This is a genomic window from Clostridium beijerinckii, from assembly GCF_018223745.1.
Lineage (GTDB): Bacteria > Bacillota > Clostridia > Clostridiales > Clostridiaceae > Clostridium > Clostridium beijerinckii.
The window spans coordinates 4,524,976-4,546,343 of the sequence record NZ_CP073653.1; the positions used below are offsets into that span (position 1 = coordinate 4,524,976).

The 21,368-nt window shown below is 31.1% G+C and carries 19 protein-coding genes; 3 read left to right on the top strand and 16 right to left on the bottom strand.

What is annotated here, in order from left to right:
* Positions 1 to 197 precede the first annotated feature (197 nt).
* From KEC93_RS20505 to KEC93_RS20565, 13 genes are all read right to left on the bottom strand, one after another.
* Positions 198 to 926, bottom strand: a complete 729-nt coding sequence (locus KEC93_RS20505) for a FadR/GntR family transcriptional regulator (protein WP_023973091.1) — start codon at positions 924 to 926, stop codon at positions 198 to 200.
* A gap of 555 nt (positions 927 to 1,481) precedes the next feature.
* Complete coding sequence (locus tag KEC93_RS20510; RefSeq protein ID WP_012060254.1) at positions 1,482 to 2,885, bottom strand: APC family permease; 1,404 nt, start codon at positions 2,883 to 2,885, stop codon at positions 1,482 to 1,484.
* A 413-nt stretch (positions 2,886 to 3,298) separates the two neighbouring features.
* Complete coding sequence (locus KEC93_RS20515; RefSeq protein WP_023973093.1) at positions 3,299 to 3,778, bottom strand: MarR family winged helix-turn-helix transcriptional regulator; 480 nt, start codon at positions 3,776 to 3,778, stop codon at positions 3,299 to 3,301.
* Positions 3,744 to 5,336 carry a DHA2 family efflux MFS transporter permease subunit gene (locus KEC93_RS20520; RefSeq protein WP_077868921.1) on the bottom strand — a complete coding sequence of 531 codons (1,593 nt, stop codon included), beginning with the start codon at positions 5,334 to 5,336 and terminating at the stop codon, positions 3,744 to 3,746. Before KEC93_RS20520 ends, KEC93_RS20515 begins: the two co-directional genes overlap by 35 nt.
* Positions 5,337 to 5,348: 12 nt before the next feature.
* Positions 5,349 to 6,002: an HlyD family secretion protein gene (locus tag KEC93_RS20525; protein WP_017209079.1), complete on the bottom strand. Its 654-nt coding sequence runs from the start codon at positions 6,000 to 6,002 to the stop codon at positions 5,349 to 5,351.
* 19 nt (positions 6,003 to 6,021) lie between these two features.
* A complete protein-coding gene (locus KEC93_RS20530; RefSeq protein WP_012060258.1) occupies positions 6,022 to 7,005 on the bottom strand; it encodes an efflux RND transporter periplasmic adaptor subunit in 984 nt (327 codons plus the stop codon).
* Positions 7,006 to 7,272: 267 nt separating this feature from the next.
* Positions 7,273 to 8,679 (bottom strand): sensor histidine kinase, encoded by a 1,407-nt coding sequence (locus tag KEC93_RS20535; RefSeq protein ID WP_077868920.1) that lies wholly within the window; start codon positions 8,677 to 8,679, stop codon positions 7,273 to 7,275.
* Positions 8,666 to 9,352: a response regulator transcription factor gene (locus tag KEC93_RS20540; RefSeq protein WP_077868919.1), complete on the bottom strand. Its 687-nt coding sequence runs from the start codon at positions 9,350 to 9,352 to the stop codon at positions 8,666 to 8,668. Before KEC93_RS20540 ends, KEC93_RS20535 begins: the two co-directional genes overlap by 14 nt.
* Positions 9,353 to 9,499: 147 nt before the next feature.
* Positions 9,500 to 10,891, bottom strand: coding sequence for a L,D-transpeptidase family protein (locus KEC93_RS20545; protein WP_077868918.1), 1,392 nt, complete (start codon positions 10,889 to 10,891; stop codon positions 9,500 to 9,502).
* Positions 10,892 to 11,009: 118 nt separating this feature from the next.
* Entirely contained in the window at positions 11,010 to 12,743 is a 1,734-nt protein-coding gene (locus tag KEC93_RS20550) for a flavin monoamine oxidase family protein (RefSeq protein ID WP_077868917.1), read from the bottom strand.
* Positions 12,744 to 12,875: 132 nt separating this feature from the next.
* Entirely contained in the window at positions 12,876 to 14,261 is a 1,386-nt protein-coding gene (locus KEC93_RS20555) for a L,D-transpeptidase family protein (RefSeq protein ID WP_077868916.1), read from the bottom strand.
* Positions 14,262 to 14,461: 200 nt separating this feature from the next.
* On the bottom strand, positions 14,462 to 14,935 hold the full coding sequence (locus tag KEC93_RS20560; RefSeq protein WP_039771583.1) for a metal-dependent transcriptional regulator: 474 nt from the start codon (positions 14,933 to 14,935) through the stop codon (positions 14,462 to 14,464).
* 345 nt (positions 14,936 to 15,280) lie between these two features.
* Entirely contained in the window at positions 15,281 to 15,577 is a 297-nt protein-coding gene (locus KEC93_RS20565; RefSeq protein ID WP_238892700.1) for a winged helix-turn-helix transcriptional regulator, read from the bottom strand.
* Positions 15,578 to 15,758: 181 nt separating this feature from the next.
* Here KEC93_RS20565 and KEC93_RS20570 point away from each other — a divergent pair, with 181 nt between their 5' ends.
* The gene (locus KEC93_RS20570) at positions 15,759 to 16,067 is read left to right on the top strand and encodes a pyridoxamine 5'-phosphate oxidase family protein (RefSeq protein ID WP_077868915.1); all 309 of its coding nucleotides are present in this window, start codon (positions 15,759 to 15,761) and stop codon (positions 16,065 to 16,067) included.
* 100 nt (positions 16,068 to 16,167) lie between these two features.
* Here the strand turns inward: KEC93_RS20570 and KEC93_RS20575 are convergent, their stop codons facing one another.
* The 3 genes from KEC93_RS20575 to KEC93_RS20585 form a co-directional block, all read right to left on the bottom strand.
* A complete protein-coding gene (locus KEC93_RS20575; protein WP_012060267.1) occupies positions 16,168 to 17,871 on the bottom strand; it encodes a [FeFe] hydrogenase, group A in 1,704 nt (567 codons plus the stop codon).
* A gap of 79 nt (positions 17,872 to 17,950) precedes the next feature.
* Positions 17,951 to 19,831, bottom strand: a complete 1,881-nt coding sequence (nuoF, locus tag KEC93_RS20580) for an NADH-quinone oxidoreductase subunit NuoF (protein WP_012060268.1) — start codon at positions 19,829 to 19,831, stop codon at positions 17,951 to 17,953.
* Entirely contained in the window at positions 19,821 to 20,309 is a 489-nt protein-coding gene (locus KEC93_RS20585) for an NADH-quinone oxidoreductase subunit NuoE family protein (protein ID WP_023973104.1), read from the bottom strand. The genes nuoF and KEC93_RS20585 overlap by 11 nt, the downstream gene beginning before the upstream one ends.
* Before the next feature lie 320 nt (positions 20,310 to 20,629).
* Between KEC93_RS20585 and tnpA the strand changes: the two genes are divergently transcribed.
* Both tnpA and tnpB read left to right on the top strand, forming a co-directional pair.
* Entirely contained in the window at positions 20,630 to 20,959 is a 330-nt protein-coding gene (tnpA, locus tag KEC93_RS20590) for an IS66 family insertion sequence element accessory protein TnpA (RefSeq protein ID WP_077870059.1), read from the top strand.
* Positions 20,946 to 21,296, top strand: coding sequence for an IS66 family insertion sequence element accessory protein TnpB (tnpB, locus tag KEC93_RS20595; protein WP_008419068.1), 351 nt, complete (start codon positions 20,946 to 20,948; stop codon positions 21,294 to 21,296). The genes tnpA and tnpB overlap by 14 nt, the downstream gene beginning before the upstream one ends.
* The last annotated feature ends 72 nt before the right edge of the window (positions 21,297 to 21,368 follow it).

The following is a 21,368-nucleotide window of genomic DNA, read 5'->3' on the forward strand; positions in this document are numbered from 1 at the left end:
TTTAAATACATCTGATGTATTTATGATATCACATCTGATGTATTTGTCAATTTTTTTTGAATTCATTGTTTTAATTATTATCATTTCATAAAAATCAATAAAAAACGTGCATATTCATCTGATGTATTTAAAATAATAACAAAAAAATACATCGCTCTCCAAAATAAGAGCAGACGTATTTCATAAAGTCAAAACAATTAATAATTTCTTTCCTTGCCTATAATACTTGCGATATTCCTTCGATTATATACTAAGTGTAAGAGCATCGCATCATGCGCTCCATTAGCATTATGTTCCTTAATCGAATTTAAAATTTCCCTGTGTGTCTCTATTGTTTCATTACGTAATTTTCTATTTGTAATATCGATAAATATAGTAATAGATCTATTAATTATTGGAATCAAATTAACCACAACCAAATTCTTACTGCTCTTAGCTATTGCAGTATGAAACTCTATATCTTTCTCTAAATATGGTTCATCTTTTAAGATAAGACTCTCTATTTCGTCACACAAGTTAGACATTTGTTCGATTTCTTCATCAGTAGCTTTTGTAGCAGCTATAGATGCTATTGATGGTTCTATCATAAATCTTACTTCCAATAAATCAAGCGCTAATTTATATTTATCTTTTACAAACGTTAATCCTAGGGGATCATCAGCAATTCCACATTTATCAGAAATAAAAGTTCCAGCTCCACGTCTAATTTCTAAAACATTCCGTGAAACCAAAGCCTTTATAGCTTCTCTTATAGTGCTTCTTCCTACATTAAGGCTACTTGCAAGATCATATTCATTAGGTAGCTTATCTCCAGATTTCCAATCACTATCTATAATCAATCGAACAATTCTTTCTGAAGTTTGCTCCCCTAGTGATTTTGTTGAACTATTTGTATCATTGAAACTCAATTCTCTAATATCTGACATATTTCCTCCAACTGCTACTATCTTGCAGCTTAAAAGTTCTTTCAAAAGTATTTTCTAACCCTGCCAACTTAACTCGCTTTATTATTTTAAAAAATAAGTTTTATCCCCCAAGTTATACACCCGCTGTTAAGCATGATAAATAATATGGAGGACAATTAAAATGTTAGCATTCACTTATTATAATACTTAAAAATACAACAATTTAAAAGACCTTTTAAATATATTTTTAATGCACCAATTTTCCTCTTTAAAATCCTATACGCTTTCCATAATTATTTATAAAGTATTTAAATTCTCTATCTACTATAATCTACACTGCTTTAGTATTAAAACTTTTCAAAGATTCTGATTAATTATTATTCATTTATAAAAGCTAGCTACGCCGCCCTCCACTTCCGTTTATTTTTATAATCTCATAATCCCCGATGTATACGCAATTATATCACTAAATCCTTATATAATAAGCCATTTAGCATTTAATAAATTCATAGTTTTTTGTACAATAAAAAACAGCCCTAAGTTATAACACTTAGAGCCAAATATTTTATTGTATAATTAATTATTGTTCTTTCGTGCAAAATACGGCATTATAAATCCTAGCCCAAGTAATACAAAAGGAGTTATAATATTAAGAACTAATTGAAATTTATCAGCTGTATACATACCACTAATACATGCAAAAGCAGTAAATGCAAAACACCATGCTCCAATTATAATACCAACAGTTCTGTTTTTTACAAATTGATATTCTGGCTTGAATTTTTCTCCTGCTTTTTTCAATGCAATATAAGCAGCAAATACCCATAAATAACGAAGTGGCATACACACAGCATTTAATTTTACTAGCCATTTCACTAGCTCGTCTACGTTCCCAATACCAAAGGCTGGAACTATTATTAAAATTGAAACAATTATTAAAATTAATTTATGACCATTTTTATATGTGCCATATTTATTTTTTACAAACATTTTTTCAGGAATAAAATTCTTATCCGCACTATCAAGTAACATACGTAAAGGTGCATCAATAGATATAATTAATACCGCAAACTGTCCAATCATGTTAGTAATAGCATAAACGACAACAAATAAATTACCTAGATGATAGTATTCCCCTAGCTTCTGGAAGGCATAGTATGCTCCATTTGTCATTAAGTCTTTAGGAACATTATTTGAATCAAACATCATTCCAAGAGAAATTGTTCCTAAAATTGCACATACAGCTACCATAACAGCTAATGCAATCATACCCTTTGAGAATCCCTTTTCAGGATCATCCATTTCGTTTACATATGGCGAAATCTTTTCACAACCGCCAACCGCAAAAATTAATATAGATAGACCTGTAAAAAACTTCATATCAAATGCGGGCATAAACGTTTTTATAGACCAATCTATAGAATTTAAATGCGCATTAGTAATAGCAGGTGCAGCTACCATTAAAACAATAAACAAAATTGACATTACAAACATCGATGTTCCTGCAAGTGTAGCTAATTTTTTTAACGGATTTAATCCTTTGGAAGCTATATAAAGTCCAACCAAAAAAATTACTAAACATGTTATTTGTAGTAACTTTGTATCCATACTGCTAATTCTTTTATCTTGAAATATAGCCCAACTTGTTGCTATCATAAAGTTTGATGGTTTTTGTGAAATATAAGGCATATGAACAATCCAATATGTCCATCCTGCATAATAGGCAACTCTAGGACTTATTGTTTCATTTATCCATGAACTGACACCACCACCAAATTCTTTAAACGCTGATCCTAACTCTCCTACCATTAGTGCGTATGGTACAAAATAAATAGCAAAAATCAGGATCCAAGATACTACTGACTTAAGTCCATTATATTCAGAGAAACCATTGATAACGTTACCAAAACCCCAAACTGTTGAAAAAGCCATAAATGCTAAGGTATACCAAACAATTTTTTTGTTGTTTTTTTCAGACATAAACTTTTCTCTCCCACTTATATTATTTTAATTTTTATATTAAAATAATATAATATACTTTTACCTTTGTATACATCTTCGACAAAATTAGCCTTCATTTAATTATATTACTAACTCAATTAAAATATACAAATAATTTCACTTTAACTTTATTAAATTAACACATATATTGCTTCTTTTTTTTAATAAAAATAACAAGATTTCGGCTACTACATTGAACGTCATATTTCCCATTTCTCACCTGCCCCATTACAGTTCATCTGGACATTAAACTTAAAAAGATTCCAATCCAAATAAAAGAATTAGAAAATCAGTCTTACTTTGGCCTTTTATGAATTTCTTTTAAAAAAAACACTTCACTCATAAAAACTATCCTAAAATAGTTCTATATGAATAAAGTGCTTTACAATTTTCTAATTATTATTCAGTAATATACTGAATTGTTTTAATCCATAAATTATTTTTTCTACTTCTTCCGGGTCTGTATTTTTTATAGAATTTAGTATAAGATTTGATATAAACTCTTTTTTCATTTTGCAAATATCATTGTTTTTCCTAAATTCCGCTGAAATTGACAATCTTACAATTCTACGATTTTCCTTTGGTATTTCTCTTGTAACAACTCCCTGTTTTGCAAGACGATCTACTATTCCTGAAACTGTACTTTTAGTTAATCCTATCTGATCACTTAATTCATTTAGAGTTATCGACGGCATCATGTATAAATGAAATATAACATTTAATTGAGGTGCTGTAAATCCGCAATCTTTTGCAATTTTTTCAAACTTACAGCTTAATTCTCTTCTAATATTCCTAAATACACCAATAATCTCATCCGCTTGTTTTTGATATAATTCATTATTCGGCGATGAGGGCCCCTCCTGTAGATTCATTTTTTTCACCTTCTTTATTTTCTTTTTTAGGCTCTTTCTTTCCACCCATAAATAAAGCTAAGAATATAGTGACGAATACTATAACAACAGTTATTACAACTGAATATGACATAGCATCTACATACGCTTGACCTTGAATTATTTTCACTATATAAGATACTGCAGAAGCTCTAGCAGTATTTGTATCCATTCCCATTCCCATAAATGCTTTAGTTAATGTACTTATTGTGCTATTAGAAGTTGGATTATATACATTAATTTGTTCTGATAACTTTGCATAATTATAATCATTTCTTCCTTGTATAAGAGTAGACATTAAAGTAACACTAACTGAACCTGCTACCTGTCTTAAGGTATTTGAAAGTGCTGATGCTCTACTAATTAAATGTGTTGGAACAACGTTCATCCCGGTAGTACTAATCGGCATCATACTTAATCCTATTCCAATGGACCTTATACAATTAACAAGTATGATATAGTCTTTACTCGAATTCATATTTATAGCTGTTGCAAGTTCATATGAAGCGCCTGCAAGTATTAAAAGTCCAGGTATAACCAGTGCTTTTACGCCAACTTTATTTAATAAATTACCGCTAAGAGGCATCATAAATCCCATTACCAGAGCTCCCGGCAACATTATTAATCCGGCTTCCATAGGTGTATATCCTCTTATATTCTGTAAAAATAATGGTAATACGTAGACACCGCCCATCATAGCTAGAGTTAATACACTAGTTATAATTTGGCTAATTGTAAAATCAAATAATTTAAAAACTCTTAAATCTAATAATGGATCCGGATGAGTTAATTCATTTACTATAAATAATACAAGACTTAAACATCCAAGGGTCATCAAAATTGGATTCTCAAGTTTTGACCAATCAATTGATGAGCCTTCACCTAGAACATATAGTATACTTACTAGTCCTACAGTAGAAGATAAGAATCCAATTATATCAAAGGATTTAAAAGGTTTCCTTTCTGTCCCCTTTAATAAAATCAAGGCCAATATTACTCCTACTATCCCTACTGGAACATTAACATTGAAAATAAGTCTCCAGTCCATCTTCTCAATAATATATCCACCCAAAGTAGGTCCTATTGCAGGTGCTGCCATCGCAGCTATCCCCCAAAATCCAAGTGCTAATCCAATCTTTTCTCTAGGAAATATTTGATATATTATTGACATTCCTACAGGCATTATCATTCCTCCTCCAATGGCTTGGAGGACACGAAATGCTATCATACTTGTATTGCTCCAAGAAAGACCACATAACATAGATCCAACTGTAAACATCGCTAAAGCAAATACATATATTCTTTTAGCTCCTAAAATTTCTTGTAAATATCCAGTAAGTGGTATAATGGCACCAAGCGCCAATGTATAAGCTGTTAACACCCACTTTATATCATCTAAAGATACTCCAAAAACAGCCATCATTTTAGGAAGAGCAATATTTACTATACTACTATCAAGTATAGACATGAAAGTACCTATAATAACTACAGCTAACGCTAACCAACTACTTGCTAATGATTCGTTATTATTCTCTCCCATTATATCACCTCATCATTTAATATGAATCTTAATAACTGCATTAGTTCCTGGAAGAATCTTATCATCAAAATTATCAAGTTCAATTTTTATTGGTACTCTTTGAACTACTTTAGTAAAGGTTCCGCTTGTTGATGATGGTAATAGTGATATAGCAGAATTAGATATTTCACCTATTGTTTTTACTTTTCCACTAAATTTTTGTGAATCATATTCATCAATAGTAATATCAACTGGTTGTCCAACTTTTACTTTTTCAAGTTTTGTTTCTTCTATGTTAGCAGAAATATAAAGCTTAGTTGGATCTACTAACGTAATTAAAGTTTGACCTGTTGATAAAAGTTCTCCAACAGTTCCCTGCTTCTTTACTATGATTCCATCAATAGGTGCTCTTACTAAAGATTGTTCTACACTTGTGTCTGGAAGATTATTCATTTCTTGACGCGCTAGTATTTCATTTTTTGTTACTTTATCTCCTTCATCAACATTAAGCTCTAGTAGTTTACCAGAAATTTGTGGAGTTACACTAACAAAATCTGCATTAACTCTTGCATCTTCAGTTGAAACATAGTATGCATTTTCATACCAATAGTAGAATCCTATACTACCTAATGCTACCACAATTACCAACAATATTCCAATAATTAATATTTTACGCTTTCCTTTCATATTCAAGTCACCTCTTCCCTTATTCCTTTAATCCAATTTCAGCAAACATGCCAGGCTTTAATTGTGAATTTGGGTCTGCTAAACTAACTTTAACCAAAATATTTCTACTTTGCGAATTTAGTTTTGAATTTATTACAGTTATCTTTCCGTCAAATTCAACATTATCTACTTCTGATACTTTAACTACCACATCTTGTCCTTCTTGAAGCTGACCTGCAATATCTAAAGGTGCATATGCATTTACCACTAAAGCATCCGGATTAGATATTGAAACAAGAGTTGCACCTGGAGATGCCATCTCACCTACATTAATACTTTTAGCATTTACTACACCCGAAATCGGCGCTGTAAGAGTTCCATTATTTAATGTTGTTTGTGCAGTTTTTAAAGCAGCTTCTGCTTGTGCCACTTGAGCTTTATAAACATCTATACTTGTTTGTGTTGCTCCATTATTAAGCATATTCAATTGCTCTTGTGCAGATTTCTGTTGTGACTCTGCAGTTGTAAGCTGTTGATGTGCAGCTTCAAGTTGCTGCTGAGTATTTGCTCCCGCATCAACTAAAGCTTTAGTACGATCATAGTTTTTCTTAGCAACATCATAAGCTTCATTTGCACTATCTAAAGTTGCTTGAGCTTGAGATATTTGTTCTGGACGTGTAGAATTCATAGCGTTAGTTAACGTCGCATTTGCAGTATCAACCGCTGCCTGTGCTTGATTCACTTGTGCTTGCAAGTCTTGAGTATCTAACTTAACTATAGTATCCCCTGCATTTACTTTTGACCCAACATCAACTAGTACTTCTGAAACTCTTGCTGAAATTTTTGAGGCTATATTTGCTTGATCATTTGCTTCTATTTTTCCAGCCATTATGTATTTATTTTTAGCTTGCTCTGCAGTAGTTTCAGCAGTTTTTGAATTATTGCTTGTATTTCCGTTATTAGTCGAACCGCAACCACTTAACATTAGTGCTACAACTAAACAAACTAACATAGTCTTTTTCATATTAACCCTCCATGTACGAATTATTTTTATGCATATTGTTCGCATACTAACAGTATGTATTATACAGCAGATTGTCCTTGTTATCAAGAATATTATTCCATGAATTTATACATTTTTTTCGAAATCGTATACACCTTTTGCAAAAATTCCTTGCTCTTTTTCATGTATTTTAAATATAAATATATTTTATATCAAAAAAGTCATGCATATATATTTTGCATGACTTTAATATTCTCTTATATTTTAGATAAATTTATATTCAATAATCTATTCAGGTATTTCCAAATAGAAAGTCACCCCTTCTTCCACATTTTTCACTTTAGTAATTCCCCCATGAAGTTGTGCAATCAATCTCACTAATGACAAGCCTATCCCATGACCTCCATACTTTCTCGTTCTCGATCTGTCCACTTTATAGCATACATCCCAAAGTTTATCCATTTCTTCCTCACATATAGTATCACCAGTATTGAAAACACCTATCTTTATTTTATTTTCTTCTTTCTTGCCTATTATATTAATAATTCTTCTGCCCTTCACATGGTCGATGGCATTCGTAATGAAATTATTTATAGCCTTCTCAAGCAAGTCTCTATCAGCATGTATCTCACAATCATTCACACACTCCAAGGTAAACGTAATATTTTTTTCATCAATTGCTGGTTTAAATCGTTCTACAATTTTGCCTAGAAATTCATTAACATTAAATGATACAATATTTAATTTAATCATTCCACCTTCCATCATAGAATAATGTAAAAGTTCTTTAACCAAGCTATCCATTCTATCGCATTCTTCGACTAATATAGAACAATATTTATCCATTGTTTCCCTATCATTGGCCACTCCAAATTTGAGCCCTTCCGCATACCCTTTAATTATACCAATTGGTGTCTTTAATTCGTGAGACATATTCCTTACAAGTTCTTTCTTACGTTCCACATCTTGTTTAAGCTCATCTATACTTTTGTTAAGCTTGTCAGAAATCTTATTTATACTATTTCCTAGTCTTCCTATTTCATCTTTCGAATCTATATTAACAACCTTGTCAAATTTAAGATTAGATATATTTTCAGCAATTTTACTCATTTCTATAATTGGCTTTGTTATTTTATTAGAGAAAATAATAATAAATATAGCACCAATAAGCATTACTATAAATCCTGCCAATATATAAAATTGATTTGCAATTACTACGCTCTCATGAATACTCTTAAAAGACTTCTTTAGAATAATAAAATCTCCATTCTCAATTTGTGAAACAAATACTAATTTTGTCCTTTGATCATTATTTTTCTCATCAATATAGTAAACATACTTTTTAGAAAGTCTTTTTTCATTTTCCATAATAGTTTGTTTAATCTCCTTGGATAGACGTTTTTCTTCATCATTTGATTTTGGATGAATAGAATTGTATTTTATATCATAATTTTTATCAACAATTATTGTATTAATGTTATCAATACTTTGTATTGTGTCTGCATATTGATAATTATCTTTTTCTGCTTCCATATATTCATCCTTAATCTTCTGACTTACTGACACTAAGACTCCTTTATTTTTATAAATATAATATGATTCTAGGAAAACTGAATTCAAAATTATCCCACCTAAAATTAGTGAAATCATGAGAATCATAAATATACAGAATAATTTTGTCTTAATTGTTTTCATATTTTTCTACCTCAAACATGTATCCACTTCCTCTTATAGTTTTTATGCAATCTCCTTGTTCTAAAAGTTTAGCCCTTAAGGTTTTTATATGCGTATCTATAGTTCTTATATCACCATCAAAATTATATCCCCATACCTTATCCAATATCTGCTCTCTGCTTAAAACTGTATTAGCATTTCCAATTAAATATAGTAAAAGATTATATTCTTTAGGATTTAATTTAATTTCTTCATCATCGATCACTACTTTATGATTTCTTTGATATATCCTTAAGTTTCCTACAGCTATTTCGTCTGAGAATTTCTTCTTAACTTTCTTTACAATGTTGTTTAAGCGTGCAACGAATATCTCATAACTAAACGGTTTTCCAATGTAATCATCCGCACCTTTTTTAAGCCCTAGCACTTCGTGTTTTTCATCTCCTAGTGCTGTCAACATAATTATTGGCACTTCAGATTTTTCTCTTATTTCTTTAAGAACCTCCCACCCGTCATACACAGGCATCATTACATCTAATATGACCAAATCAATGTCATTATTATTAAAAAACATATTAATAGCTTCTTCCCCATCACATGCTTCTATTGGCATGTACCCTTCTTTTCTCACTATATCGCATACTAAATTGCGAAATATATTGTCATCTTCAGCTATAAGAATTTTTATATCCATAATATACACCTTCTCTAATATAAAAATTAAAAGCAGGTTCAAGATTTTTTAATCTATAAACCTGCTTTTATATTAGCATAACTTTACTTATTTATACTATTTCAATAGTATTACAATTTTATTAACAAATATAAATTAAATAATACATTATTCAGTATATACTACAATTGGAGTTCCTGGTTCAATGTTTTCAAATATTGTTTTCGCTAAATTATAAGGTGAATTTACGCATCCATGTGAACCGCTTGTTAAATATATCTGTTTACCAAACACACCATTTCTCCAACTAGCATCATGAATACCGATATTTCCATTAAAAGGCATCCAATAATCAACTGGTGAACTATAATCTTCGCCCTTTAATGTTGCATTTTTCTCTTTATAATTTAGAACATATGTCCCTGCTGGTGTACCTGTATTATTGCTTACATTTCCTGTAACAACATCATCATCAACAACTAGAGCTCCATTTTTGTAAAACCATACATGCTGCTTAGTAAGATTAACTTCCACATAAGTATTTCCTATATCATTAGTTCCTTTTACAAATGCATTTTGTGCATATTTTGGTTCTTTTGTTACATCTTGTCCATTTTTTATAATTTCTATTAAATCTTTTACCTCTTTAGAGTTATCAACAATCCATCCATAATTACCGCCACTCACTTGTACTGTTTTTTTTGTTGTTGTAACAAAATCTCTTGTGCTACCAAAAGTATTATAAATGCTAGATATTTTATATACATAATTCCGAACTTTATCTTCATTGATTGTAACTTGCATATTGTCATCTACTCCAAGCCAGTTATGTATAGTAGATCCATCCAAAACTTCTTTTTTGCCATTTGAATCATACGTAATTTTTAATCCTATGTATTTATTAAGTGTATCTCTTGCTGCAGTTACTTCATCTGACTTTGAAGTGTATTTAGGATTTTCATAACAATTGCTTGAATCTAAATCTATTGATGTTTTCCCATCAAGGATCGCATTAGCTACATTATCATGTAAAGCATCTTTATTTATCTTATTTCCTAAAACTTCATCTACTATCTCGTATTCTCCATCTTTATAATTTAAGCTAGCATTTTGTGGTTGGGTTATCTTCTTGTTACTAACACAAGAAAGCTTATTTAGTGTTTGGTTTAGTTGTTCTTCATCATACATAATTATCTGGGATGCTTCAGAATTATTTTTCTTAAAAAATGTACTAGGCCAAGCAAATGAACTTTGATTCTTCTTTAATTCTTTGATTTTATCAGAATTATATTTTAATCCAATATCACTAGCTTTAATTTGTTCTTTTACATCTCCTCTTTCGTCTAATTCCAATGCATATGATTGCATTTGGGCAGCTAGCTTTTCTTCTGCTCCCTCAACGGTCTGCCCGCCAACATTAACCCCATCAATTACGGTTCCAAAGTGAAAATGATTAATAGAATATAATGACATACCTAAATATATAGCACCCAAAGTACAGAGAGAAATTATAACCCCTGGCATAACCTTGTTACTACTTTTATTTCTTCTTTTTCTCATTATATCTACTCCCTTCGCTACTATTATACTAAAAAATCTAAATTATTAATATATAATTTTTCACCAAAAAAAGCCACCATAAATAGAAAATGCATTTCTATTTAAAGGTAGCTCACTCTCACATACTTTTACAGTACTCTGCTAATTTATTTGCAGCTTTCATTGCAGTACTTACAGAACCTTCTATCCATCCATGCGTCAAAGAAACATGTTCTCCTGCAAAATATACTCTATTATTATATTCTGGTTTTACCATCGCATTAGAAAAAAGTTTTTGCTGCTGAGGCATAAAGTAGCAAAATGCTCCATAAAATCCTTTTTCCCTATCCCAGTCAACAGTTTTATGATCTTCAACTATATAATCAAGATATCCTCGTGGAAGACCCTGGACATCCTCAACTTGCCTTTTAATCAATTCAAATCGTGCATTATCATCTAAGCTTCCTACGCGTATTCCGTCTAACCCTAAATTATATGACGCTATCAGAACTCCTTGATTATCCTTAGCACTTCTTTTTCTTCCAACAGAAACATTCATCTTATTTTTTGTTACTCCACCATAACTAGTACTAATACTATGACTAGGATACCATATGGTTTGAATTGGCAAATCAGTATTAGATCCTCCGCCAACTATCTTCTCATTATCATTTCCTTTTTCCCAAAAACGTTCATTACACATAAAAAGAGTTTTTTGAGATGATGTATAAAAAACTTCTCTTATTGACTGCATTTTTTCATTGCTAAACATAGGAAATACATTCACATCTCTAAGGCTTGAAAAAGGTATTGCACAAACAACGAAATCGAAAGTTTGACTATAAAGCTTAGATAACTTCTCATCCGCATATTCTAACACTACTTTATCCTCTATATCATTAATTTTATATATGCTTTTTACTGTCTTTCCACTTTCCCAAGATACTTTTCCCAATTCTTCATCTCTAATATTATTATATTCTTTTGGTTTTTTAGACATTAACGAATCATAAAAAGCTAGTGGTAGATTTACTGCTCCACCAACAATTTCGTACCTATATGCATAATCTACAGTATATTCCTCAATTAAATTTTCAGAATAACTATTATAATAAAATGAACCTAGAAAAGGTGCAACTCCAGAAATCAGCTCTATTGCTCCTTCACTTACACCCATCTTTTCAAGTACTTCCCTTATTCCAAGACTACCAACATATTTAATTATATCTGAATAATTTTCTTTTACCTCTAATAATTCCTTTCTTATGGAGGGAGGTATTTTTAATAAATTACTTGACAATGCATCTCCAATTATTTTCTGCCATGGAGTATTTCGTTCCCTCTCAGTCAAGTTAAATTCCGGGTATATATTTTCCATTACACTTTTACCTTGAGGATCATTCCTCGCACGTTTATGTCTTATATAAAATAATGCATTTTTATTATTTTGAATAAATGGCCTTGTTTTTATACCAAAAGTATTAATATAATGCCATGTTGTTTCATGACCTACTGGTGTACGCATAGCACCAAATTCACCATAAAGTCTTTTCTCCTCATCAAAATAATAGGTATAGACCCGACCTCCAATTCGCTTCTCTTCTGTTTCAAAAATAGTAATATCAAAACCTAGTTTTCTAAGTTCAAAGGCTGAGGCTAAACCTGCAATACCTCCTCCTATTATCCCAACCTTAATGCCTGAGCAACTTCCAGGCGGTAAAATTGTTGTAATATCTTGCGGTGGACTTAATAATTCAACTATATTATTAAAATCTTCAATACGATTCGCTTGCTCTAAAGTTATCCTTAACATTTCATGCCTTTCTTCATCAGTTGGATTATCTGGTTGAATAAAATTTATTTCTCTAGGCAAATAAAGCCACTCCTTTAAACAAAATCACTATAGTTAAATATATTATTCTAGCAGCTGCAAAAGACCAGCTAAAAGCTAGTCTCATTTTTAATCTTAGTCTATTAAGTTCTAAATTGATGATTTTATAGAAATTTAATAATAACAAACCACAGGCGTTCCCTCATTAATATTATTAAATATAGTATTAGCTAGATAATATGGAGAATTTACGCATCCATGAGAACCATTTGTCAAATAAATTCTTCCTCCAAATACTGATCTCCAACTTGCATCATGAATGCCTATTCCTCCATTAAAGGGCATCCAAAAATTAACTGGGCTGCTATATCCCTGACCTTTTAAAGTAGCATCTCTTTGCTTGTATTTTAATGAATATACCCCAGTAGGTGTTGACGTATTATTGCCTACATTTCCTGTAACCACATCTCCCTCTACTATTAAAGAACCATTCTTATAAAACCATACGTGCTGCTTGCTCATATTTACTTCTACATAAGTATTACCAATGTCATTACTCCCAGGAGACATTGCTGATTGTGTATATTTAGGCTCTTTTCTTACAGATTGTCCCTCTTTTATACTTGAAATTAATTCTTTTTCCTCATCATTATTATTAATTAACCAACCGTAATCTCCTCCGCTAACTTGCACAGTGGCACCTAGCGATGTAACAAAATTTCTTGTCTTACCAACTGTATTGTAATTATTCAATATGCTGTTTAGATATTCTTTGATTTTTGGTTCATCAAGTGTAATTTCTAAACTATTATTTACGTTAATCCATTTGTTTATTATAGATCCATCTATTACTTCGGTCTTATCACCAAAATTATATGTTATTTTAGAGGATACATATTTATTAAGGGTATCTTTAGTATTAATAACCTCCTGAGATTTTGAAGTATATTGAGGCTTTTCATAACAATCCTTCGAATCCAAATCTAATGTTGTTTTCCCATTAAGAATTGCATTCACAATACTATCATGTAGCGCCATCTTATCAATTTTATTACCATATACCTCATCAGTAATTTTATATCCATCATCTGTATATTCAAAACTAGGGTTTTGTGGTTCATTTACGTTATTACTATTAAAACATGAAAGATTATCAATGCTTTTTTTTAGTAACTCATCATCATAAGTAACTACATTTGTTATCGTAGAATCATTGGTTCCCAATAATGACATAAGCCAATTAAATGGATTTTGCTTATCTTTTAGTTCCTGAACTTTTCCATCTGGATTATACTTAAGATTTATCTCATTTCCTTTAACTTGTTCTTCATTATTTCCTCTTTCCTTTAATTTCAAAGTATAATTTGTTATTTCGTTTGGCATTTCTTCATCTACTTCGTGTACAGTCTTACCCGAAACATTAATACAATTAACCGTAGAACCGAAATAAAAGTGGTTCATAAAATAGATTGCCAGCCCCAAATATATGGCAAGTAAAGTAAAACATGAAACTATAATGCCTATTAAAAGTTTTTTGTGTTTATTTTTCTGCATTTCCATAATAACGTCTCACCCCGTTATCATTATACAAATGTATAGAATAAATAATGTATGCTTTATTTACCCATTTATTTTTAAACAAGTTCATTCTTTTACAAAACATCCTATATTATCTTACTAGGTAATGCCTAATACTCAATATACATAAATTTATTTACAAATTATCTCATACTTTATAAGACCTCAAAAAATTATATTTACTATTCTTTATTTCTCTTTTTAAAATTTCTATACCTTTCTAACACGTCTATGTTCTCAGCAAAGAACATATTTAGCATATCTATATTATTAATAGTTTCGCTGCTAATAATATGCTCAATCAATTCTGTTTCTTCTAAAATATCCCGTTTACACTCTAAATATTCCAAAAACTTCTTTACTATATTATGCCTTTCAAGCAAATACTTACCTATATTTATTCCTTCCTCAGTAAGAATTATTACTCCGTACCTTTCATATTTTATAAGAGATAATTCTCCAAACTTTTTCATCATTCTAGATGCTGATGAATCGCGAACATTCAGCATTTGTGCTATTTTGTTTAGCCTAACTACTTTTTCTTCCATGCTGCATCTATAGATCATTTCTAAATAATCTTCCATTGAAGGAGTAAGCAATTTTCTTGTCAAATTTATATTTTCATATCCTCTTGCAGTATGAAAATTCTTTTCCATATTTCTCACCATCCAATTTTACTATATTTGGGGTATTTTTATCTTGCCAACAGTTATGTCTAAATTATTATACATATGTTAGCCTAGAAAAAAGTTTTCTCTAAACTTAAACTTACTAATAATATACAAAAAGTCAAATTAATATGAATATTAATTTTTTTACTTGTTTAATTAGGTTTATAGTTATTGTGTTTTAGGTTGACATTAATGTTAATAAAATTACAACCTTTAATATGATCTAAATATTTAAGACGCATATTTCAGGGTATATAGCTAAACTCAAAAAAATTAGGAATGTTATAATTTAAAATATTAAATCATAACATTCCTAATATATAATTATATTTAACTTTCTGAAACTTCAGCCGATTTTATATGATCGATATATTTTTCTCCCCAAATAGATATGCTATCCAACACCAATTTAAATTCTTTTCCTATCTCAGTTAATGAATACTCAACTTTGGGCGGTACCTGGGGAAAAATCTTACGATTTACCAACCCATACTCCTCTAAACTACGAAGCTGTTTTGTTAATGTAGCTTGCTTTAGTTCAGGCAATAATCTTTGCAATTCTCCAAAACGAAGTGTTTTTGTACTTAAATTATGTAAAATTACTATTGCCCATTTACCTGCAATAATTTTTTGTGCTGTTACAAACGGACATTTGCCAAATAAATTATATTATTCCTCCATCATGTACTCCCTTTAGTATATTTATGATACTATGTATTTAAAATAATCCTACTTGAAAAAATCACGGTAATAACCTATATTATGTTCAAAGAGATTATAACATATTAAAATTTAAGGAGCAATTAAGATGAATGAAGTATTAGAATTTTTACTTAACAACCCTACCTTCTATATTGCAACTATGGATGGTGATCAACCAAGAGTACGACCTTTTGGTGCAGTAATGAAATATAATGACAAATTATATTTTGCAACAAATAACACTAAATCTGTTTTTGAACAGTTAGTTGCAAATCCTAAGGTTGAAATATCCACGACTTCTCCTGAATGTGAATGGATTCGTTTAACTGGAAAAGCAGTTTTTGATTCCAGTACAGAAGTAAAATCAGCTATGTTAGAATCAGTTCCATCCTTGAAAAAAATGTATAGCTTTTAATTTTATGATTGCCAAAATACCTAACTAATCTCAATATACCCTAATTATATTTCACAAGTATACGTTGATATTTCTATTAATCCTTCTGCGAATTCATATTTTAATGTTCACTTTTATCATAATGAACATGTAGTAATTCTTTCGTCCTATTCTTTAGCAATCCTTCATATAAAGATTTAACCACCAGATTTTCTTCGCTTCTTTTAATTTGCGTAACCTTATCTATCTTATATAGTCCCTTTGCCCTTTCATTTTTCTCTTCCATTAATCCAAAAGGTTGCCCCGCACCAGCTATACATCCTCCAGGACATGCCATAACTTCTATAAAGTCAAAATGTTCTTCCCCACTCTTAATTTTTTCAATTAAATCTTCTGCATTTCTAAGTCCACTAACAATACCGATTCTAATGGATTCATCTTTAACTTGAAGTTCACATGTTTTTACTCCTTTCATACCTCGAACACCTATAAATTCTATGTCCTTTAATACTCTTGAAGATTTATCTTTAACAACTTCACGGATAACAGCTTCCGTTACTCCTCCCGTAACACCAAATATTACTCCTGCGCCTGAGTAAAGAGATAGTGGTATATCTGATGCTTCTGCCTCAATTTCATCAAACTGTATTCCAATTTCTTTTATCATTGCACATAGTTCCGCTGTAGTAATTACATAATCAACATCCGGAATATTATCCCTTATAAATTCTTCTCTAGCCGCCTCTGCTTTTTTAGCTGTGCATGGCATAACTGCTACAGATATTGTTTCTCTATTCTCTAAAGAATCTTTTTCTTTGAAATACGCCTTAACAACAGAGCCAAACATCTCCATTGGTGATTTACAACTAGATACATACGGCAATAATTCAGTGTATTTATTTTCTACATATCTTACCCATGCTGGACAACAAGAAGTAAATAATGGAAATTTATTATCATCAGACTCTAACTTCTTTAAGAATTCTTTTGATTCTTCAATTACCGTTAAATCAGCACTTAAAGAAGTATCATAAATATTTTCAAAACCCAATTTTCTCATAGCCGCAACAATTTTCCCCATAACATTTTCACCAGGTTTTATACCGAATTCTTCACCTAAAGCAACTCGCACTGCAGGAGCAACTTGTGCTATAACTCTCTGCTTATGGTTATATATTGCTTTCCAAACATTTTTAATATCACTTTTGACAACTATTGCTCCTGTAGGACATACAGTTGCACATTGTCCACAATTCACACAATCTGTCTCTGCAAGACTTTTTCCAAATGCCGGGCTTACTACCATATTAGAACCTCTATTAGCAAAATCAATTGCTCCTACACTCTGTATTTCATTACACATCCTAACACAATCTCCACATAAAATGCATTTATTAGGATCTCTAATGATTGATTTAGATGATGTATCTAAATCTTTTTTTCCCTCAATGCTTTTAAATCTAATATTTGTTAAACCAAAACGTGATGCTAATTTTTGGAGCTTACATTTTCCATTCTTTTCACATATAGTGCAGTCTCTACAATGTGTTGCAAGTAGCAATTCTAAAATTACCTTACGATACTTTTGAAGCTTTGGTGTATTAGTTCTAATTGACATCATATCTTTTGGTGGCGTAGAACAAGATGTTAAAATGCTACCTCTTTCATCCTCGACCACACACATTCTGCATGCCCCATAAACTGATAAATCTGTATAGTAACAAAGAGTAGGTAAATCAATTCCTGCTTTTCTAACTAAATCTAAGATATTCTTTTCTTTATCAAATTCTATCCTATTGCCATCAATCACCATATATTTTGACATAGTTTCTTACCATCCTTTCTGTAATTTATAAATTTCATATGATATATAATGAGAAGAGATAATATTATAGAAGAAATATTTAAATTACTCTAATCGCCTTAAATACGCAGCCTTCAATGCAATTACCACATTTAATGCATTTTGACTTATCAATGACATATGGTTTCTTTATTTCTCCTGTAATAGCTTCTACAGGACATCCCTTAGCACACTTTGAACAGCCTCTGCATTTCTCCTTATCAATCTCATATGAAATTAGTGACTTGCATACACCCCCTGAACACTTCTTATCTACAACATGTTCTATATATTCATCTCTAAAATACCTTAATGTGCTTCTAACTGGAAATGCTGCGCTCTTTCCAAGCCCACAAAGCGCCGTATCAGAAATAGTCTCTGCTAATTCTTCTAATGTATCAATATCATCCAAGGTCCCTTTACCCTCTACTATATCATTAAGTATTTCTAACATTCTTCTAGTACCTTCTCTACATGGTATACATTTACCGCAGGATTCATTTTGAGTAAAATTCATAAAGAAACGTGCCATTTCAACCATACAATTTTTATCATTCATAACGACTAGGCCTCCACTCCCAATCATTGCACCTACTTTCTTTAACGAATCAAAATCCAAAGTTAAATCAAGATGATTTTCACGAAGGCATAGACAACCTCCAGACGGTCCACCAATTTGGACTGCCTTAAATTCTCCACCTTTTACTCCTCCTCCAATATCAAATATGATCTTTCTCAATGTTGTCCCCATAGGAACTTCTATTAATCCTGTATTATTAACATTTCCCGTAAGAGCAAATGCTTTAGTTCCATAATTATTTTCAGTTCCCATAGTTTTATACCAATGTACCCCTTTGTTAATTATTGGGGATACATTACAAAATGTTTCTACATTATTCAGTACTGTTGGTTTACCAAACAAGCCTTGTTCTACAGTTCTTGGAGGCTTAACTCTAGGCATACCTCGATTTCCCTCAATCGAAGCTGTCAGTGCACTACCTTCCCCACATACAAATGCTCCTGCTCCCTGATTAATCTGAATATGAAAATCAAAACCTGAATTTAATATATTATCACCCAAAAGTCCTTTTTCCATAGCTTGTTCAATAGCTATGCGCAATCTTTTTACTGCAAGAGGATATTCTGCACGAACATATATATATCCATTGTGTGCTTTTGTTGCAATTCCTGCAATAATCATCCCCTCAATAACACCGTGTGGATTTCCTTCCATCATGCTTCTATCCATAAATGCTCCAGGATCACCTTCATCACCATTACATACAATGTATTTTTCTGATTCTGTCTGCTTTAATACCTGATCCCATTTCTTTCCTGTGGGAAATCCTCCGCCTCCGCGCCCTCTTAAATGCGCCTCAGACATTTCATTAATAATTTCTTCAGAAGTCATGTCAAAAAGAGCCTTCGTAGTAGCACTATAGCCGCCTTCTGCTAAATATTCTTCAATAGACTCCGCATTAATATGACCACAATTATTTAAGGCTACACGAGTTTGCTTTTTATAAAACGGAATATCTTCTTGCTTACTATAAAGCTTATCTCCATCCTTATAACTTAAACCAGTAACTACTTCATTCCCAATAATACTTTTTTCAATAATTTCTTCGCAATCATCTATACTTACCTTTATATATAGCCATCCCTCTGGTTCAATTCGTATTAAAGGTCCCATTTCACAAAATCCATGACATCCACTCTTTTTCAAACCTATAGTGTTGTCATGTGGTTCTTCCTTTAATTCTAATGTAACCTCTAATCCCTTTTCTTTTATTATCTCCTTAAATCTTCTATAAATGTTTAGTGATCCACCTGCTACACATCCAGTACCTGCACATACTAATATTTGCTTACGTTGTCTAACTAAAGCAGCCTTATATTTTGAACTTATATCATTCAGCTCTTCTCTTGTATTAATTCTCATTTGACAACTCCTCCTTTAACTGCTTCACTAGCTTTCTTGCTTTCTCTGGTGTCATTGACGGATATACTACATCGTTTACAGTGCAGACTGGAGCTAGTCCACATGCTCCTAGACACGATACTGTTTCTACTGTAAAATGCATATCATCGGTTGTAAGTTTTTTCTCTGAAAGTCCTAATTCACTCTTAAACTCACTAAGAATAGGATCTGATTTCCTTACGTGACAGGCAGTTCCATCACAAATTCTAATCACGTATTTTCCTTTCGGTTCTAAAGAGAAATTTTCATAAAATGTTGCTACTCCATATACTTTAGCTTCACTAATCTTAAGTTCTTTTGCTATATAGCATAACGCCTCTTCTGGCAGGTACCGGTATTCCTTCTGAATTTCCTGCATAATAGTAATAATTTGTGTCTTGTCATAATTGTTAGAAATTAAAATATCATCTAGTTTTTTTATTTCCTTTTGATTTACCATGATCATCCACCCTCCTATTATATATAATTAGGTACCTTTTATATCAAGACCACTATGAGTCAAGATTTCTCTTATTAGTATCTATTATTCTACATGTAATCATTTTCTCCTTTGTTTTAACATTGATTACATAAATAACTCACTATGTAAAATAATGTATGTTACTTCACAATTATTTATCCATATATTTTTTTGCAAAAAGAACATATAAAATATTAAAAACTCCTAATTAAACGTAAGCGTAAAAAAATTAACGGATAGAAAATGCAATCCTCCATTGTTAAAATTAGCATAGATTTTAACAATGGAGGTTTATCTATATGAATAATAATGAAAATATAAATTGGAGAGAAATAGTTGCTGGCTTTTCTTCTTACGAAGGAACGTTAGGAAATTTCTGCAATTCAAATCACATTACTAAAAGTCAATTCTATTACTATAAAAAGAAGCTTAATAATGAAAATAATAATTTACAGTTTCATGCAATTTCTATGAAAGAAAAAAGAGTAAGAACTGAGATTACTGTAGTTCAAGCTGATAGATCTAATATAATAATAGAAATAGGAGTAGCTAAAGTACATGTACCGGCTAATGAAATAGCTATTTTAAGTAATTTACTTAAGGATCTGATTACAAATGTTCAATCTTAATAAAGTTAATACAGTTTATCTTGCATGTGGTATAACAGATTTGCGAAAAAGCATTGATGGACTAGTAGTTATCGTGCAAACGCAGCTAAAGCTGGATCCGTTTGAAAAAGCCTTGTTTGTTTTTTGTAATAGGCAAATGAATAGAATTAAAATCCTCCACTTTGATGAAGGATTCTGGCTATATTATTTTCGACTTGAAAATAGTAAATTGAAATGGCCGATGACTCCAGACGAAGCTCTTAAGATTAACAAAGAAGAATTGAAATGGCTGCTTATGGGATATGAAGTTAGAACTAAGTCTAAATTTAAGCCAATTGAAGTAAGAAACAGCTTTTAAAGCAAATATTGCTATAAGCCCTTAATTTTGAACTTTTACAAGTTTCGGAATTAAGGGCTTTGTGGTAATATA

What these genes read in the sequence shown, in the direction of transcription:
- KEC93_RS20560 (WP_039771583.1), bottom strand. Translation starts at nt 14,935, where the DNA reads ATGGAAAAGAATTTTCATACTGCAAGAGGATATGAAAATATAAATTTG.
- KEC93_RS20515 (WP_023973093.1), bottom strand. Translation starts at nt 3,778, where the DNA reads ATGAATCTACAGGAGGGGCCCTCATCGCCGAATAATGAATTATATCAA.
- KEC93_RS20570 (WP_077868915.1), top strand. Translation starts at nt 15,759, where the DNA reads ATGAATGAAGTATTAGAATTTTTACTTAACAACCCTACCTTCTATATT.
- KEC93_RS20505 (WP_023973091.1), bottom strand. Translation starts at nt 926, where the DNA reads ATGTCAGATATTAGAGAATTGAGTTTCAATGATACAAATAGTTCAACA.
- KEC93_RS20555 (WP_077868916.1), bottom strand. Translation starts at nt 14,261, where the DNA reads ATGGAAATGCAGAAAAATAAACACAAAAAACTTTTAATAGGCATTATA.
- tnpA (WP_077870059.1), top strand. Translation starts at nt 20,630, where the DNA reads ATGAATAATAATGAAAATATAAATTGGAGAGAAATAGTTGCTGGCTTT.
- KEC93_RS20510 (WP_012060254.1), bottom strand. Translation starts at nt 2,885, where the DNA reads ATGTCTGAAAAAAACAACAAAAAAATTGTTTGGTATACCTTAGCATTT.
- tnpB (WP_008419068.1), top strand. Translation starts at nt 20,946, where the DNA reads ATGTTCAATCTTAATAAAGTTAATACAGTTTATCTTGCATGTGGTATA.
- KEC93_RS20520 (WP_077868921.1), bottom strand. Translation starts at nt 5,336, where the DNA reads ATGGGAGAGAATAATAACGAATCATTAGCAAGTAGTTGGTTAGCGTTA.
- KEC93_RS20535 (WP_077868920.1), bottom strand. Translation starts at nt 8,679, where the DNA reads ATGAAAACAATTAAGACAAAATTATTCTGTATATTTATGATTCTCATG.
- KEC93_RS20540 (WP_077868919.1), bottom strand. Translation starts at nt 9,352, where the DNA reads ATGGATATAAAAATTCTTATAGCTGAAGATGACAATATATTTCGCAAT.
- KEC93_RS20585 (WP_023973104.1), bottom strand. Translation starts at nt 20,309, where the DNA reads ATGGTAAATCAAAAGGAAATAAAAAAACTAGATGATATTTTAATTTCT.
- KEC93_RS20575 (WP_012060267.1), bottom strand. Translation starts at nt 17,871, where the DNA reads ATGTCAAAATATATGGTGATTGATGGCAATAGGATAGAATTTGATAAA.
- KEC93_RS20530 (WP_012060258.1), bottom strand. Translation starts at nt 7,005, where the DNA reads ATGAAAAAGACTATGTTAGTTTGTTTAGTTGTAGCACTAATGTTAAGT.
- nuoF (WP_012060268.1), bottom strand. Translation starts at nt 19,831, where the DNA reads ATGAGAATTAATACAAGAGAAGAGCTGAATGATATAAGTTCAAAATAT.
- KEC93_RS20525 (WP_017209079.1), bottom strand. Translation starts at nt 6,002, where the DNA reads ATGAAAGGAAAGCGTAAAATATTAATTATTGGAATATTGTTGGTAATT.
- KEC93_RS20545 (WP_077868918.1), bottom strand. Translation starts at nt 10,891, where the DNA reads ATGAGAAAAAGAAGAAATAAAAGTAGTAACAAGGTTATGCCAGGGGTT.